The organism is Nodosilinea sp. FACHB-141 (assembly GCF_014696135.1).
Lineage (GTDB): Bacteria > Cyanobacteriota > Cyanobacteriia > Phormidesmidales > Phormidesmidaceae > Nodosilinea.
This window is the reverse complement of sequence record NZ_JACJPP010000004.1, coordinates 157,633-169,900: the sequence shown is the minus strand read 5'-3', so window position 1 is coordinate 169,900 and position 12,268 is coordinate 157,633. Positions and strand designations below refer to the sequence as shown.

Below are 12,268 nucleotides of genomic sequence, written 5' to 3'. Positions count from 1 at the left end.
GCAAAGCTACCAGGGACGACCAAGCAGTCGCCAGAATGCAGCAGGGAAAACGATCGGCTTACCCCTTAGGCGGGGGTAATCATCAGTACCAAGGCCTTCTTGTCGAGGGCCTGCACTTTGCCCGCATCGCCAATATCCTTCACGATTCTATCGAGCAGCTCTCCAGCGCGATCGCGGTGCTGGTGCTCACGCCCACGCAGGCGCACCAAAAACTTAACCGAGTCTCCCTTCGACAGCCACTCGACCGAGCGGCGAATCCGGAGCTGGTAGTCAGACTCACCCACGTTGGGGCGCAGCTTGACCTCTTTCAAAGACGGCTTAGAGCTTTGCTTCTGCCGCTTACTCTGCTGGTACTGAAGCTTGCCGTAGTCCAGAATTTTGGCCACAGGGGCATCTTTGCCGTTAGAGACCACCACCAGGTCAAGTCCTGCATCCTCGGCCAGCGTAAGCGCTTCGCGAGTTTCCATGAGACCCCGATTTTGGTTCTCCTGGTCGATTAAGAACACCTGAGGTGAGCGAATTTGCCGGTTTACCAGTTGCGTCTTAGAAATAAGTCGTTCCTCTCAAAATTCGACAGTTGGCCAGTGCGATGGCTAAGGACAGAAGTGACCCTAGGGCTGCTTGGCCTAGCAACCATACACCTAATACACCTAGAAGGGTATTATCCATCATGTTATCCATAGAATAGCTTAGCTTTTAAGCCAGAGCTGTGTCGAAATATCCGGTCTTAACAAAACGGTAGATGCCTTATAAAGTCGGGCTTTGATCCCGCTATGCTGGGGCGTACAAAAGAACTCATAGGGAGGCCCCATGGCCGCATATTTCGCCACCGTTGCCCGTGGGCTCGAGGCCTTGGCCGCCGCCGAACTCGAAGATTTAGGTGCTCAGCAGGTTGAGCCGGGCTTTTGCGGGGTTGCCTTTGAGGGCGACCTGGCCCTGCTGTATCGGGTCAACCTTTGGTCGCGGCTGGTCTTTCGGGTGCTGGTCAAGCTGGGCGAATGCCCCTGCCGCGACGCTGAAGATCTCTACCAGGGCATTCAGAGCATTGACTGGCGGCCTTACCTCACCCCTGAGCTTACCTTCGCAGTCGATGCCACCGGCAAAAACCGCACCCTCAACCACACCCATTTCACTGCCCTTCAGGTGAAAAATGCCGTGGTCGATCAGCAGCGGCAGCACTGGGGCGATCGCTCCACCATCGACACCCAACACCCCGAGGTGCGGCTCAACGTCCACATTCAAGACGACACTGCCACCGTCAGCCTCGACAGCTCGGGCAGCAGCCTGCACCGCCGTGGCTACCGCCCCGCCGTGGGAGCCGCCCCGCTGAAAGAATCCCTGGCGGCAGCGCTGGTGAAGCTGACCGACTGGCCCGGCGATGTGCCGCTGCTGGATCCTCTCTGTGGATCGGGCACGCTGCCCCTGGAAGCCAGCATGGCGGCGCTCAATATCGCCCCAGGCATTTTTCGCGAAGAGTTTGGCTTTCAGACCTGGCCTGACTTTGATGGCGACCTGTGGGATCGCCTGTGGCAAGAGGCGGAGGCAGCGCGTAAAGAGAATTTAGGCACTTGGGTGGGGGGGTGCGATCGCGATCCCGACATCATTCACCAGGCCCGCCTCAATGCCCAACGCTGCGATCTGGACGAGCAGCTTAACTTTTGGGCTGCCGACTTGGCCGACCTAGAAGCCCCCGCCGACGGCGGCTTTCTGCTGTGCAACCCACCCTACGGCGAACGTTTGGGTGCCGACGAAGATCTAGGAGCCTTCTACAAACTGTTGGGGAACGTGCTGAAGCAGCGCTTCAAAGGCTGGACGGCCTTTGTGCTCAGCGGCAACAAAGCCCTGTCGCAACACATTGGCCTCAAATCGGCTCAGCGGGTGGCGGTTTATAACGGCACGCTCCCCTGCCAGTGGCTCAAGTACGAACTGTATTGAGGAATTTCATGGTGAGAGAAGTCTTTGCAACTCGCGAAGCTGTTAGTGTTGACCTCTTCAAAAGATCAGTTGGGTACTGTGATGGTTAAGTTTGAAATCGACGCTTGGCCAGAAAACTTAGCAGGAACCGATTAGGGAGGCATCAACCACATCACATTAATGCAAGGAAGAACATGAGGTTTCAGCATGCATGAGATTCCTGAACCGGAAAAACAGCTCACGGTCGAAGTATTGCTCAAAATGTATGAAACGAGGTACGTGCTTGCCAAACAGGCTGAAGATCGAAGAGCAACCATGAGCAATTTTCTAATTACGATTGCGGCTGCTACCTTTGCCTTTATTTCACAGCAGGGATTTTCTAAGCAAACTATTCCTGTTGGGTTATTGACCATCTTTCTTGGCCTGTTTGGCCTATTCATGTCGGCCAAGTATTCACAGCATTACTTAAAAAACTATCGAGTAGCCAAATTAATCAGCAAGCGCATCGCTCAACTTTGTCCACAGGCACAGTTGCGAGAAATTGAATGCGAAGCGCTAGACGAAAGTGCTAGTCGAGATCCTTTCTTTAGCAAGTTTCCTACTTTATATCTTTGGTCCGCCCTGCACATTATGGTTTGCTTAATTGGTGGGGTGTGTGTTCTATTAGCTCTTCTTCGATAAAAAGTTATCTAATAATTGCTTCTTATCACGCCTGGGAAATCTCTACTTGGACATCTGGGGCAACTGTTGATGTATCTAGGGTATGGCCAAGCTTGTCGGCGATGCCTTCAATCCAGGCTTCGTCTTGGCGGGTATAGCTGCGGGGGGCATTGGCCGCCAAAATCAGCGCGCCGCCCTGGCCCATGGGCTGACAGATCACGCCCTGAGTATTTTCAGGCAAATAGTCGAACTCTACACGGCCTGGGTAAATGCTGAGTTTGACCAGATACACTGCTTTGCCAGTCTCCAACACTCGTTTCAAGATTGGGCCAGGGGTGACCTCAGCATTAGGAGCTAAGATTCCGCGCCGCAGCAGGGTTTTGCCCTGGCGGTAGACGACGACGGAGCGCGTAACGGTGTTGGTCAATAGCAGGTGAGAAGCCCAGGCCAGTTCAGTTTTAGCAGCATCGGGCAGGGCATTATCTAGCTCCAACCCTTCTTTTCCCATCAAGGTAACGGCTTCAGGCAGGGTAGGCTGCACCCGCTGCCATAGCAAGCCCGTCAAAATCAGCAGAGCGCTGAGAATCACACCCATCACATCCGATCGCGCCTGAGATTCGGTCAGAGCTGGAGTCAGCACTCGGTTGAGCAGCAGCAGGGTGCCGCCCAAGCCTCCTGTTACCAGCGGCAGCAGCCGCAGCACCCGGTTTGGGTCATTTTGCGCCATTTTTAGCCTATCCCTTGATTCGCCTCTTCCTTGATTTTAATGGGGTTTAGGCTGCTAGCGGTGAATGGGAACAGCAGGGTGCAGGCAACTGAATCCCCTGCACCTTGCTGTCGCAACGGGTTAGCTATTACAGCCGCAGCCGGTGTGACCACAGCCCGAAGACCCCTCGGGGTGGCCGTCGGCACAGGCATCACTGCAAAAATACTGGCCGTCTTTTTCTAAAGCCTGGCTGGTGTCAACAATGCACAGGCACGAGTCGCAAGCGCATTTCATTTGGGTAACGGTAGTCATGGCAAGTTTCCTCTTAGGTTAAGTGAACTAAACTGATGCTCAAATGCTTGAACACCTGTTCATGAATTGACTATAACATGTGAACAAGTGTTCATGGGTTGAATGGTTCACTATTGTTTGCTGTGATAATTGGGATATGCCTCTAAGCCCTGGCTATTCTTCAGAGATGACTGGTATGGCTGGCGATCGCCCCCCTCTCGATGACCCTTCCTGCCATCACGCTGGTTCATCGCCTGTGGACGAGATTTTGAGCATAGAAAAGGCCCAGCGCATGGCCGAATTTTTCGGCGTGCTGGGCGATCCCAATCGCTGGCGCATTCTCTCGGCTCTGGCTTTGAGCGAAATGCGGGTAGGTGAGCTAGCAACTGCCGTGGCCATGAGCGAGTCGGCGGTGTCCCATCAGCTGCGCATTTTGCGTGCCACTCGCCTGGTCAGCTACCGCAAGCAGGGGCGCAACGTACTCTACTGCCTCAAGGATGATCACGTTTTCAATCTTTATCGGGAAGCGTCGGATCACTTGGATGAACCGTCGGAGGAGTAGGTGGGTGGATGGGTGGATGGGTTAAGGGAGGTGAAGTATTTCTAGACCTCAGACAATAAACCTGAGACCGTAAACCTGTCTCTAGGGAAACGGTAGACTGGAGTATTGCCGGGTTGTCGTATTGCTATGACCGTTTCTCCCCTTGCCCAGGATGCTGCCATTCAGCCGTTGTTGGCGATCGCCCAGGCCACTCGCCAAGCGGCTCAAACTTTAGCTAGCCTGTCTGCTGAAGCCAAGAATCAAGCGATCGAGGCGGCGGCAGCCGCCCTTGAAACCAATGCCGATCGCATTGTGGCGGCCAACCAAGCAGATTGCGAGGCTGCCATAGCTGACAACCTGGCCAAGCCGCTGTACGGACGGCTCAAGCTCGACGGGGTGAAGCTGGCGGGGGCGATTGCTGGTGTGCGCGACGTAGCCCGCCTGCCCGACCCGGTAGGAACGGTGCAAATTCACCGCGAGCTAGACGAGGGATTAGTGCTCAAGCGGCTGGCGGTGCCCTTGGGGGTGCTGGGGGTGATCTTTGAGTCGCGCCCCGACGCAGTGATGCAAATTTCGGCCCTGGCGATTAAGTCGGGCAACGGAGTGATTCTTAAGGGGGGCAAGGAGGCGGTGCGATCGTGCACCGCTTTAGTGGAGGCGATCAAAGAGGGGCTTGAGAATGCTGGAGTAGACCCAGCGGCAGTGCAGCTCTTGACTACCCGCGAAGAAACCCGTGCCCTGCTGGCTCTAGAAGGTTACGTGGATCTGATCATTCCACGCGGCTCCAACGCGTTTGTGCGGTTTGTGCAAGAGAATACGCGCATTCCGGTGCTGGGCCACGCCGATGGCATCTGCCATTTGTACATCGACAGCGAAGTAAATCTGGCTCAGGCGATCGCGATCGCCGTCGATGCCAAAACCGCCTATCCCTCGGCCTGCAATGCGATCGAAACCCTGCTAATTCACCAAGATGCTGCTGTTCAAGGATTGCCACCTCTGGCGGCGGCGCTACGGGCTGCCCAAGTAGAGCTGCGTGGCGATCAGCAGGCGCAGCAGATTTTGCCCGATTTAGCCCCCGCCACAGAGGAAGACTGGGCGACGGAGTACAGCGACCTGATTTTGGCCATTAAAGTTGTGGCGTCGGTGGAGGAGGCGATCGCCCACATCAATACCTACGGGTCGCGCCATACGGAAGCCATTGCCACTCAAAACCCTGCCACCGCTGCCCACTTTATGGATCGTGTCGATGCCGCAGGGGTCTACCATAACTGTTCGACCCGCTTTGCCGACGGCTTTCGCTATGGCTTTGGGGCCGAAGTCGGCATCAGCACCCAAAAGATGCCCCCTCGCGGCCCGGTGGGATTAGAGGGGTTGGTTACCTATAAATATCAGCTAGTAGGTGACGGTCACGTTTCTGTGACTTACAGCGGCAGTGACGCCAAACCCTTCACTCACAGAGATTTGGACTTACAGTAGCTACGGCAGGATAAACAAATACTGGTTAGCGGCGGCGAGAGAGCATGAGGCCACCAGCGGCGATCGCCAGCCCTCCCAAAGCAAAGGGCTCTGGCACTGGCTGCGCGGCATAGAGAATACCAATGGGGCGCTGTAGCTTAGGGTTGGCGTCGGCTAGCAGCGATCGCTCTTTGGTCGGCCCATCGTATTTGAGGATGGAGCCAATTTCCGAAACGATGTCAAACCCCACGGTAAACAGATCGCCATTGGGGGCAAAGGCTAAGCTGCCGATAAAGCTACTGCTCGGCACAGAGCCGGTATAGTTGGTCGATAGTTCTCCCAACAGCGTCCCTGTGAGAGAGTCGTAGCGACGAATGCCATTGGCAAAATCGCTGACCAGCAGTTCACCGCTGAGAGGATCCATCGCCATGCCCAAGAAGCTCACAAATCCTCTGCTGTCGGGCGAAGGCTCGGGCTGCTCAGCAAACACCATCCTGGCTTTAGTGGCAATGTCATAGCTGAGAATAATGCTGGGCTGGCCAAAGACGGGCATGCCTTCCACTGCAACGCTGCCCTGAGTCGTCACATAGAGCCGACCATCGGGGTCAAAGAGCAGGCCGTTGGGGCCATTGAGGCCGTTGGGGACGATCCCCTGACGTTGGGCGAAAACGTCAACAAACTCCCCGGTGGTGCCGTCGTAGCGCAGGATCTCGTCGGACAAAAAGCTGCTGACGTACAGGTTGCCGTCGGGGCCAAAAGCCACACCATAGGGACGAAACAGGCCATTCCCCGAAGCAAACACGTCGATGAACTCACCCTCGGGGGTAAACCGCAAAATGGCAGAGTTTTCTGGGGTAGTGCCGCTGCTGATATATAAATTGCCATCAGGCCCATACACAAAGGTATCGGGGCTATCTAGCAGACCGTTATCTGGAATTAGTTCTCCGCGAAAATCACCGGTAATTTCATCAAAAATAACGATGTTATTGCCCGAAGTGTTCCCTACCAGCAGGGCTGCATTCGCCGCCATAGAAAACGTTGCGACGCCAAGGGTGCTCAGCAACGGAAGACCAAATTGGGTCAAATATTTCATGGCGCTGCCGGAGAAACTGCGTGTAAACACTGAGATGCTCATCCAAATTCTCTGTTGAATTTGACAAGGGAACTGTGCCTACTCCGACATTTGCTTTGATTTCATCAAATCTTTATAGGAAGCCCACTATTGCATTCGCGCGTTTCCCTAGCGTCCTGGTAGAGCGAAGCATCACCTACTGCTGCTCCTGAGCAATTTTTCTTGACGGCCTAATTCCCTAATGCCTCGTCCAGCACCTGGCGCGCTGATTCTGCCTGGGCTTTGGCTTCTTTGAATCGCAGGTTGCTCTGAGCAAACGATTTCAAAATTTTAAAGCCATCCTTCAATTCAGTCACTTGGTCGTCGGTCATCGGGTCATCGGTAAACAGCAGATCTACAAGGTTACGCACCTGAAGAGCTTCATCGCGAGATGACTGTACTTTTACCTTGAGCGTGGCCAACTGGTTCAAAACCTGAATGGCTTCTACGACGGCGTCTTCTTGCTGCTGCACGGCGGCTGAGGAGGTAGGGGGCTGCACTTCTACAAGTTGCTCGACGCTAAAGCCATCAGCCAAAGCGGTGGGCAGTTCGCCATCGTCAAGCATAGCCATGAGCTGATCCATCGCCTTATCGCGAGCTTTGCGGGAATCTTTGCCCGATACTGTCAAAACGACATCTGGGCTCTGGGCCAGAGTATATTGAACCATTTAGTGTAGATCGTGCGTACTATGTCAGTATACGCTACCAAGTCTCCAGGGCAGGCATTTATTCTCGCATGCCCCCTTGTACCACCGATCGCAGCCGCTCGTGCAGCTCTGACCCATCACGCCGGGGTACAAAGGGCTGAATCATGTCGGCCTGGTGCCAGGGGGATGCAGCCTCTGCAGGCAGCGGGCGAAAGTTGGGAATATCGGGAGTGTCTGGGGCTGAGGCGATCGCCGGTTCGCTTGTCGCCTCAGCTCCTGGCTCACCGTCGTCCAAGGAACCAGTCGTTGCCTCTACTTCTGAATTGGTTGCGATCGAGGCAGGTGTAAAGTCGGTAGACGCAGCGCTGGAGAGCGGTGCGTCAGTTTCTAGTGGAGCATCAATCTCTAAATTTAAGCTGGCCGGAGCGATCGACGGCAGAGCCCGACGAACGGGTGAGGACTCTGTGCCATCACCATAGCCGGTAGGGCAGAGCAGCGATTGGCCTAAAATAATGGATTCAAACTCGCGATTGAAGTGGCGAATGGGCTGACCTCGCCGCTGCCATAGCTTGAGAATTTGGTCGATAGAAATAACTTTGTAGCGCCCTTGATAAAGGGCTTCGGTAATAGCGTGGCTTACCCAAACTGAGCCAAACTCTTCCAACCAACCGGCAATGACAGCTTTGGTAGGATAGTCCTCAGCCTCAAAGCTGTAGCTGGTGAGCAACTGGTAGATGGGCTCAACATCTGGAGTGTTGCTGAGGTAAGTCATGATGGTTTGCCTACGCGTTAATCCCCACTGAATGGGGCATTTTAGGTAGTCATTACCTTTCAGCTTAATCTTAAGCCTGCGTAAAGACTACCATCGTAAGGTTTATTACCGTCTATGGAAGGCAGAGCTACTGCACCACCACATCACTAGGGGTATCTGGTGGTGAATCAAAGGGAGCAGTGCGCCCCACCCAATCAAAGCCGCTAAGCCGAAATCCTAGGAAACCGGTTTCTTGAGTGGGGCTATAGGTTACCAGTAGCCCGTAGGCTCGGCGACGGTATTCAAAAATGAGGTTGCTATCAATGGTGCGCCCGCTATCCACGTTAATCGAGGCCTGAAAACCGGCTAGAAAAGGACCATAAATCTGCTGAATAATGCCCCCAGACAGCACGTTTCGATCGACCGCTCGATCGAACAGAAAGGGAGATGTATCGCCACCGACGAGAGTGTGTCTAAAGCCAATATTGAACTGGGTGTAGTCGAAGGTTTTACGCTGTAAGTGGCCCAGCTGACCCGACAAAATAACTCTGGTTTCTAACGACTCTTGGAAGTCGCTGCTGGTGTAGTAGGTAGCTCCACTTCGTAGCCCGACCCCTAGCGCCAGGTTGGGTACCAGCGGTCGGGGAGAATAGCGCAACCCTTCGGTGGCGGTAGCAGGTAGCGGTTGCCCCTGCCACAGCAAGAAGTTGCGGGTGAGGTCAGCACTACCCTGAAAACGAAACAGGCTGGCTAAGCCTATACCTTCCCCAGGGTCTAAGAGATCAGGCCGGTCGGTGTTGGCCGTAATGTATTGCCCAGACACCTGATAGGTGAGATCAATACCGCTGTTACCCAGAGCCACTACGGGAGACTCAAGCAGGGCACCAATGGTGTTTTGCACATCCTGATACCCGAGGGAGCCGTTGAAAAGGCGATCGCGGTAGCTATACTCCAAAGTAAGGCGGTGGGTGCCAAGCAACTGCCGAGCCCGAAAGCTGGCCCGAAATCGCTCGCTAAAGTTTGCCAAGTCAAACCCCGCTAAGCTCGCAGAGCCCAACACTTGGGTGCGCGGCCCCAAAGAACCCTCAACCTGGGCTGCCAAACCAAAGTTGGCGGGGTCACCGATATTGTAGTTTGAGGCGCCCAACCAGCGGGAGATGAAAAACTGAGGCGCGATCGTAACGTTTAAAGGCCCTACCCTATTGATCGGCAGCGGGGCTTCGACGTACAGGCCACCGCGATCACGCCCATCAATGCCAATGCCCGCTGGCAACGGATTTAGGGCTTCTGGAGGCAGCTGCCCTCGGGTAAGCACAAAGCGATTTCTAAACAACGGAATGGAAAGGCCCTGGTTAAATACCAGCCGGGGGTTTTCAAACACCAGCTCGTCTTCTAACTCATTGATGGGTGTAAGCCGCACACTATTGGCCCTAAACTCCAAGTCTGGGGGCGAGAAGGGATCGTTTGTCAGCCGAACTTGCTCGCCATACCAGCCGTCAGCATCAAAGGAAATTTGCTCGGCCTCAAACCGTACCCGCTCAATTGGGCGCTGTTCACCCCCCAGCAGCACTTGGGGATCGCCCGTCGCCAGGGCAATCCCGCCTGGGCTGGTGACTTGGGAAATGGACCTCTGATTTTGTAGCCGATAGTCGAGAGGAACGTTAGAACCCTGCCCTAGACCAGCCGAATCGGTGGAGAAATCGTCTTCTAGGGCGGGCAGCTCTAGCTCACCTCGGCTCTCGGTAATCGTGCCTGCACCCTGCAATAGGTTGTAGGTAGCTGTTGCGCCCTCAATAATTTGATTGTTGCGGTTAAAGAAAACGTTGCCTTCGGCTCGCAGATGGCGATTGACTAAGTTAGCCCAGAGGCGATCGGCGGCTAGCTGTCCCGTGCCAAACTGCACCAGCACATCGCCTGTAGCAGTGACAACCTGGCGAACGGGCTCAAACTCTTGGCGATCGGCCCGCAGTAATATGGAGCCTACCCCCTCAGCCGGCAGTTCTGTTTCGACGGGGGCATCTTCGACGGGGGTGTCGGGTGATTCAGGCTCAGGCGGTTCAGCCTCAGAATTTTCGGGTTGAGGGCTTTCAGGCCCAGGATTAAGAGGTTCTGAATCGACTTCAACCGGTGCTTCGGTGTCCTCGATCGCTGGTTCAACGGGCACTAGAGGCTCGCTATCGGTGGGTTCAGGTATCAGAGGCTCTGAGCCGTCATCGATCGCTAACAGCGGTGAGAGCAGGCTAACTCCGCTCAAAGACAAGGGGCTAGCTACAACACTATCGGTTGAAGCGATCGCTGCCATTCCCCCCGGCCCTGACTGGGAGGCCACTACCGCTGAAACCAGCACGACTTCGGCTGATTCTGGGGGTGGGGGCACAGCGGGCAACATAGGCGGCAAAGGCATGGGCTGGCATCACCAAAGCAAAAACAAAGCCCGGCAAGCGGGCTCAAGCAGGCCACTGTCACCAGGCTATTAACCTTGATGTAGCAGCTTTAGGGCACAGACGGGCAACCCATGGCAGGGCCGCCAATTCCCAGACTACTTTTAGCGGTGCAGGTTCCGCAGGGCAGGCTAGATGGCAAGCCCCGGAGCGACTCCTGGGGCATTTGCCATTTAGTAGATATCAACCTGTCACCCAGGCCAAACCTAGTCCATGTCTTGACGGCCGGGGTTGCGGGAGGGGTCGCCGCTCAAAAAGCCAAACACGAACAGGGACACAAAGAAGGCGACTACGAGGTAAACCACAATCTTAAGGGTGAGCATGAGTTAGGTCTCCAAACCGGTAGCAGAGTAGGCCCAAGACCTGCCCCAAGCAGTAGCCAAATTCCGCTGACGGAAACGGCCCCGGTGCAGGACTAAGCTGGGTCTATCATATCGCCAAACGTTCGCCTATCTGCCGGCCCTGATTAATCTACCAAAGCGATCGCAGCCAGGCCCAGGCCATTCGCAGCCAGGTTTCGAGCACGTAGAGCACCCAGTCTAAACCCCGCAGCACAGTGACTAGCGGCGGGTCGACGTAGTTGATTTGGGTAACTTTGACATCTAGGGCGCTCGGGGAATCGAGCTGATACTGGTTTGTGCCCGTGAGTGTAGTTGAGCTGGGCGAACGGTCAGCGGTGACAGTTTCGATGGGTAAACGCTGGCTGCCTGGGGCGATCGCACCATTTTGCCCCTGCTGGGTTTCTAGGACAGAGGAATTGGATCCCTTAGGGACCGCGTACACCGCCCCGGCCATCGTTACCACCAACTCAGCGGCTTGCTCAACCGAAGCCGTCGCTGGCAGAGTTCTCAACGTAGGTCGACCCCAAATACGAGGCGGATAGTGGCCGTAGGGGTTTTTAGGCTCTGTGGCTGCGGCCTCGATTTGAGGCCTTTGGCCAATGGCGCGATGCGTGGTGCGTCTGTGCAGGGTGATCGCTGCGGTCATTGCTTGCTGGCTAGCTTCGCCAAACAGGTTAGTGGCCGCTGCCAGGGGGCTAGTTTGCAACCAGCGCAGCGCAGCAGGCAGCCATCGCATGGGCGGCAACACTGCTGGATTAGTCTGGGGTAGAGGCAGCCCAGGCTGCTGGAGTCGAGAGTTAAGACTATGGCGGCGCTGCACTCGCGCATATTCTGCCAGCATGAGCACCAGGGCCTGCTGAAGTCGCTGCTGCTGATCGTCGGTCAGGTCGGCAAAAATCCCGTTGTCGACGGTCACTAGCACTAGCTGCTGAGTCGCTAAGTCTGAGGCGATACCGCGAATGGGTTGATTGAGCGGCACTAGATGCCACTGTCCAGGGGTTAGCACTGCGCCAGCCTTCGACTGCTTAAGCCATGGCCCATGGACGTTGACTAGCTGTAGCCCACCAGGCCGAACCATTTGACTGTGGACTACCGGTGGTTGAATGACCGACAGCAAGGCGCGAATCGGTGTGTCTGCTGCTACCAGTTCTGCAGGGAGTGCTCCGGTGAGTTTGGCCCAAACCGGCCGCCAGGGACGGGTAGCTTGCAACTGCCGAGCGCCCATTCTTAGCCCCTGCACCGCTGCGTAGAGAGGGTAAACGGCCACTTGCAGACCCCAAACCGCTGCGGTGCGTCCCTGCCGCAGCCACTGCCCGGTGCTGTGGGCCACCTGCCGATATCCCGCCATTAAGCGGGCCACGGTTTGGCTTTGAAACGAGCGCGACGAAGTCGCCATAACTCTGCCTACAC

The 12,268-nt window shown here is 55.6% G+C and carries 13 protein-coding genes; 4 read left to right on the top strand and 9 right to left on the bottom strand.

From position 1 onward, the window contains the following. Positions 1–65: 65 nt before the first annotated feature. Positions 66–536 (bottom strand): translation initiation factor IF-3, encoded by a 471-nt coding sequence (gene infC / locus H6F59_RS02065; protein ID WP_073607200.1) that lies wholly within the window; start codon positions 534–536, stop codon positions 66–68. A 274-nt stretch (positions 537–810) separates the two neighbouring features. On the opposite strand from infC, the gene H6F59_RS02060 reads away from it, so the two are divergent. Further along, entirely contained in the window at positions 811–1,935 is a 1,125-nt protein-coding gene (locus tag H6F59_RS02060) for a class I SAM-dependent RNA methyltransferase (protein ID WP_190694745.1), read from the top strand. 186 nt (positions 1,936–2,121) lie between these two features. Beyond that, positions 2,122–2,595: a hypothetical protein gene (locus H6F59_RS02055; RefSeq protein WP_190694743.1), complete on the top strand. Its 474-nt coding sequence runs from the start codon at positions 2,122–2,124 to the stop codon at positions 2,593–2,595. A 25-nt stretch (positions 2,596–2,620) separates the two neighbouring features. Here H6F59_RS02055 and H6F59_RS02050 read toward each other — a convergent pair whose 3' ends face one another. Together H6F59_RS02050 and H6F59_RS02045 are read right to left on the bottom strand one after the other, a co-directional pair. Further along, on the bottom strand, positions 2,621–3,301 hold the full coding sequence (locus tag H6F59_RS02050) for a cofactor assembly of complex C subunit B (protein ID WP_190694741.1): 681 nt from the start codon (positions 3,299–3,301) through the stop codon (positions 2,621–2,623). Between the two features lie 120 nt (positions 3,302–3,421). Continuing rightward, the gene (locus H6F59_RS02045) at positions 3,422–3,592 is read right to left on the bottom strand and encodes a metallothionein (protein WP_190515347.1); all 171 of its coding nucleotides are present in this window, start codon (positions 3,590–3,592) and stop codon (positions 3,422–3,424) included. A gap of 136 nt (positions 3,593–3,728) precedes the next feature. On the opposite strand from H6F59_RS02045, the gene H6F59_RS02040 reads away from it, so the two are divergent. Continuing rightward, positions 3,729–4,133: a helix-turn-helix transcriptional regulator gene (locus H6F59_RS02040; protein WP_242021215.1), complete on the top strand. Its 405-nt coding sequence runs from the start codon at positions 3,729–3,731 to the stop codon at positions 4,131–4,133. A 126-nt stretch (positions 4,134–4,259) separates the two neighbouring features. Next, positions 4,260–5,588, top strand: coding sequence for a glutamate-5-semialdehyde dehydrogenase (locus tag H6F59_RS02035; protein WP_190694736.1), 1,329 nt, complete (start codon positions 4,260–4,262; stop codon positions 5,586–5,588). A 25-nt stretch (positions 5,589–5,613) separates the two neighbouring features. Here the strand turns inward: H6F59_RS02035 and H6F59_RS02030 are convergent, their stop codons facing one another. The 6 genes from H6F59_RS02030 to H6F59_RS02005 all read right to left on the bottom strand — a co-directional run bounded on the left by H6F59_RS02030 (position 5,614) and on the right by H6F59_RS02005 (position 12,254). Beyond that, entirely contained in the window at positions 5,614–6,660 is a 1,047-nt protein-coding gene (locus H6F59_RS02030) for a PEP-CTERM sorting domain-containing protein (RefSeq protein ID WP_190694734.1), read from the bottom strand. Positions 6,661–6,869: 209 nt separating this feature from the next. Then, on the bottom strand, positions 6,870–7,346 hold the full coding sequence (locus tag H6F59_RS02025; RefSeq protein ID WP_190694732.1) for a hypothetical protein: 477 nt from the start codon (positions 7,344–7,346) through the stop codon (positions 6,870–6,872). Positions 7,347–7,404: 58 nt separating this feature from the next. Further along, a complete protein-coding gene (locus H6F59_RS02020) occupies positions 7,405–8,097 on the bottom strand; it encodes a hypothetical protein (protein WP_190694729.1) in 693 nt (230 codons plus the stop codon). Between the two features lie 127 nt (positions 8,098–8,224). After that, positions 8,225–10,480: a DUF3769 domain-containing protein gene (locus H6F59_RS02015; protein ID WP_190694728.1), complete on the bottom strand. Its 2,256-nt coding sequence runs from the start codon at positions 10,478–10,480 to the stop codon at positions 8,225–8,227. Positions 10,481–10,723: 243 nt separating this feature from the next. Next, positions 10,724–10,840, bottom strand: coding sequence for a photosystem II reaction center protein I (locus H6F59_RS02010; protein ID WP_073607192.1), 117 nt, complete (start codon positions 10,838–10,840; stop codon positions 10,724–10,726). Between the two features lie 148 nt (positions 10,841–10,988). After that, positions 10,989–12,254 carry a hypothetical protein gene (locus H6F59_RS02005; protein WP_190694727.1) on the bottom strand — a complete coding sequence of 422 codons (1,266 nt, stop codon included), beginning with the start codon at positions 12,252–12,254 and terminating at the stop codon, positions 10,989–10,991. Positions 12,255–12,268 lie beyond the last annotated feature (14 nt).

Bases quoted from the DNA above. Each gene is read 5' to 3' on its own strand.
- H6F59_RS02060 (WP_190694745.1), top strand. From the start codon at position 811: ATGGCCGCATATTTCGCCACCGTTGCCCGTGGGCTCGAGGCCTTGGCC.
- H6F59_RS02055 (WP_190694743.1), top strand. From the start codon at position 2,122: ATGCATGAGATTCCTGAACCGGAAAAACAGCTCACGGTCGAAGTATTG.
- H6F59_RS02050 (WP_190694741.1), bottom strand. From the start codon at position 3,301: ATGGCGCAAAATGACCCAAACCGGGTGCTGCGGCTGCTGCCGCTGGTA.
- H6F59_RS02045 (WP_190515347.1), bottom strand. From the start codon at position 3,592: ATGACTACCGTTACCCAAATGAAATGCGCTTGCGACTCGTGCCTGTGC.
- H6F59_RS02040 (WP_242021215.1), top strand. From the start codon at position 3,729: ATGCCTCTAAGCCCTGGCTATTCTTCAGAGATGACTGGTATGGCTGGC.
- H6F59_RS02035 (WP_190694736.1), top strand. From the start codon at position 4,260: ATGACCGTTTCTCCCCTTGCCCAGGATGCTGCCATTCAGCCGTTGTTG.
- H6F59_RS02030 (WP_190694734.1), bottom strand. From the start codon at position 6,660: ATGAAATATTTGACCCAATTTGGTCTTCCGTTGCTGAGCACCCTTGGC.
- H6F59_RS02025 (WP_190694732.1), bottom strand. From the start codon at position 7,346: ATGGTTCAATATACTCTGGCCCAGAGCCCAGATGTCGTTTTGACAGTA.
- H6F59_RS02020 (WP_190694729.1), bottom strand. From the start codon at position 8,097: ATGACTTACCTCAGCAACACTCCAGATGTTGAGCCCATCTACCAGTTG.
- H6F59_RS02015 (WP_190694728.1), bottom strand. From the start codon at position 10,480: ATGCCTTTGCCGCCTATGTTGCCCGCTGTGCCCCCACCCCCAGAATCA.
- H6F59_RS02010 (WP_073607192.1), bottom strand. From the start codon at position 10,840: ATGCTCACCCTTAAGATTGTGGTTTACCTCGTAGTCGCCTTCTTTGTG.
- H6F59_RS02005 (WP_190694727.1), bottom strand. From the start codon at position 12,254: ATGGCGACTTCGTCGCGCTCGTTTCAAAGCCAAACCGTGGCCCGCTTA.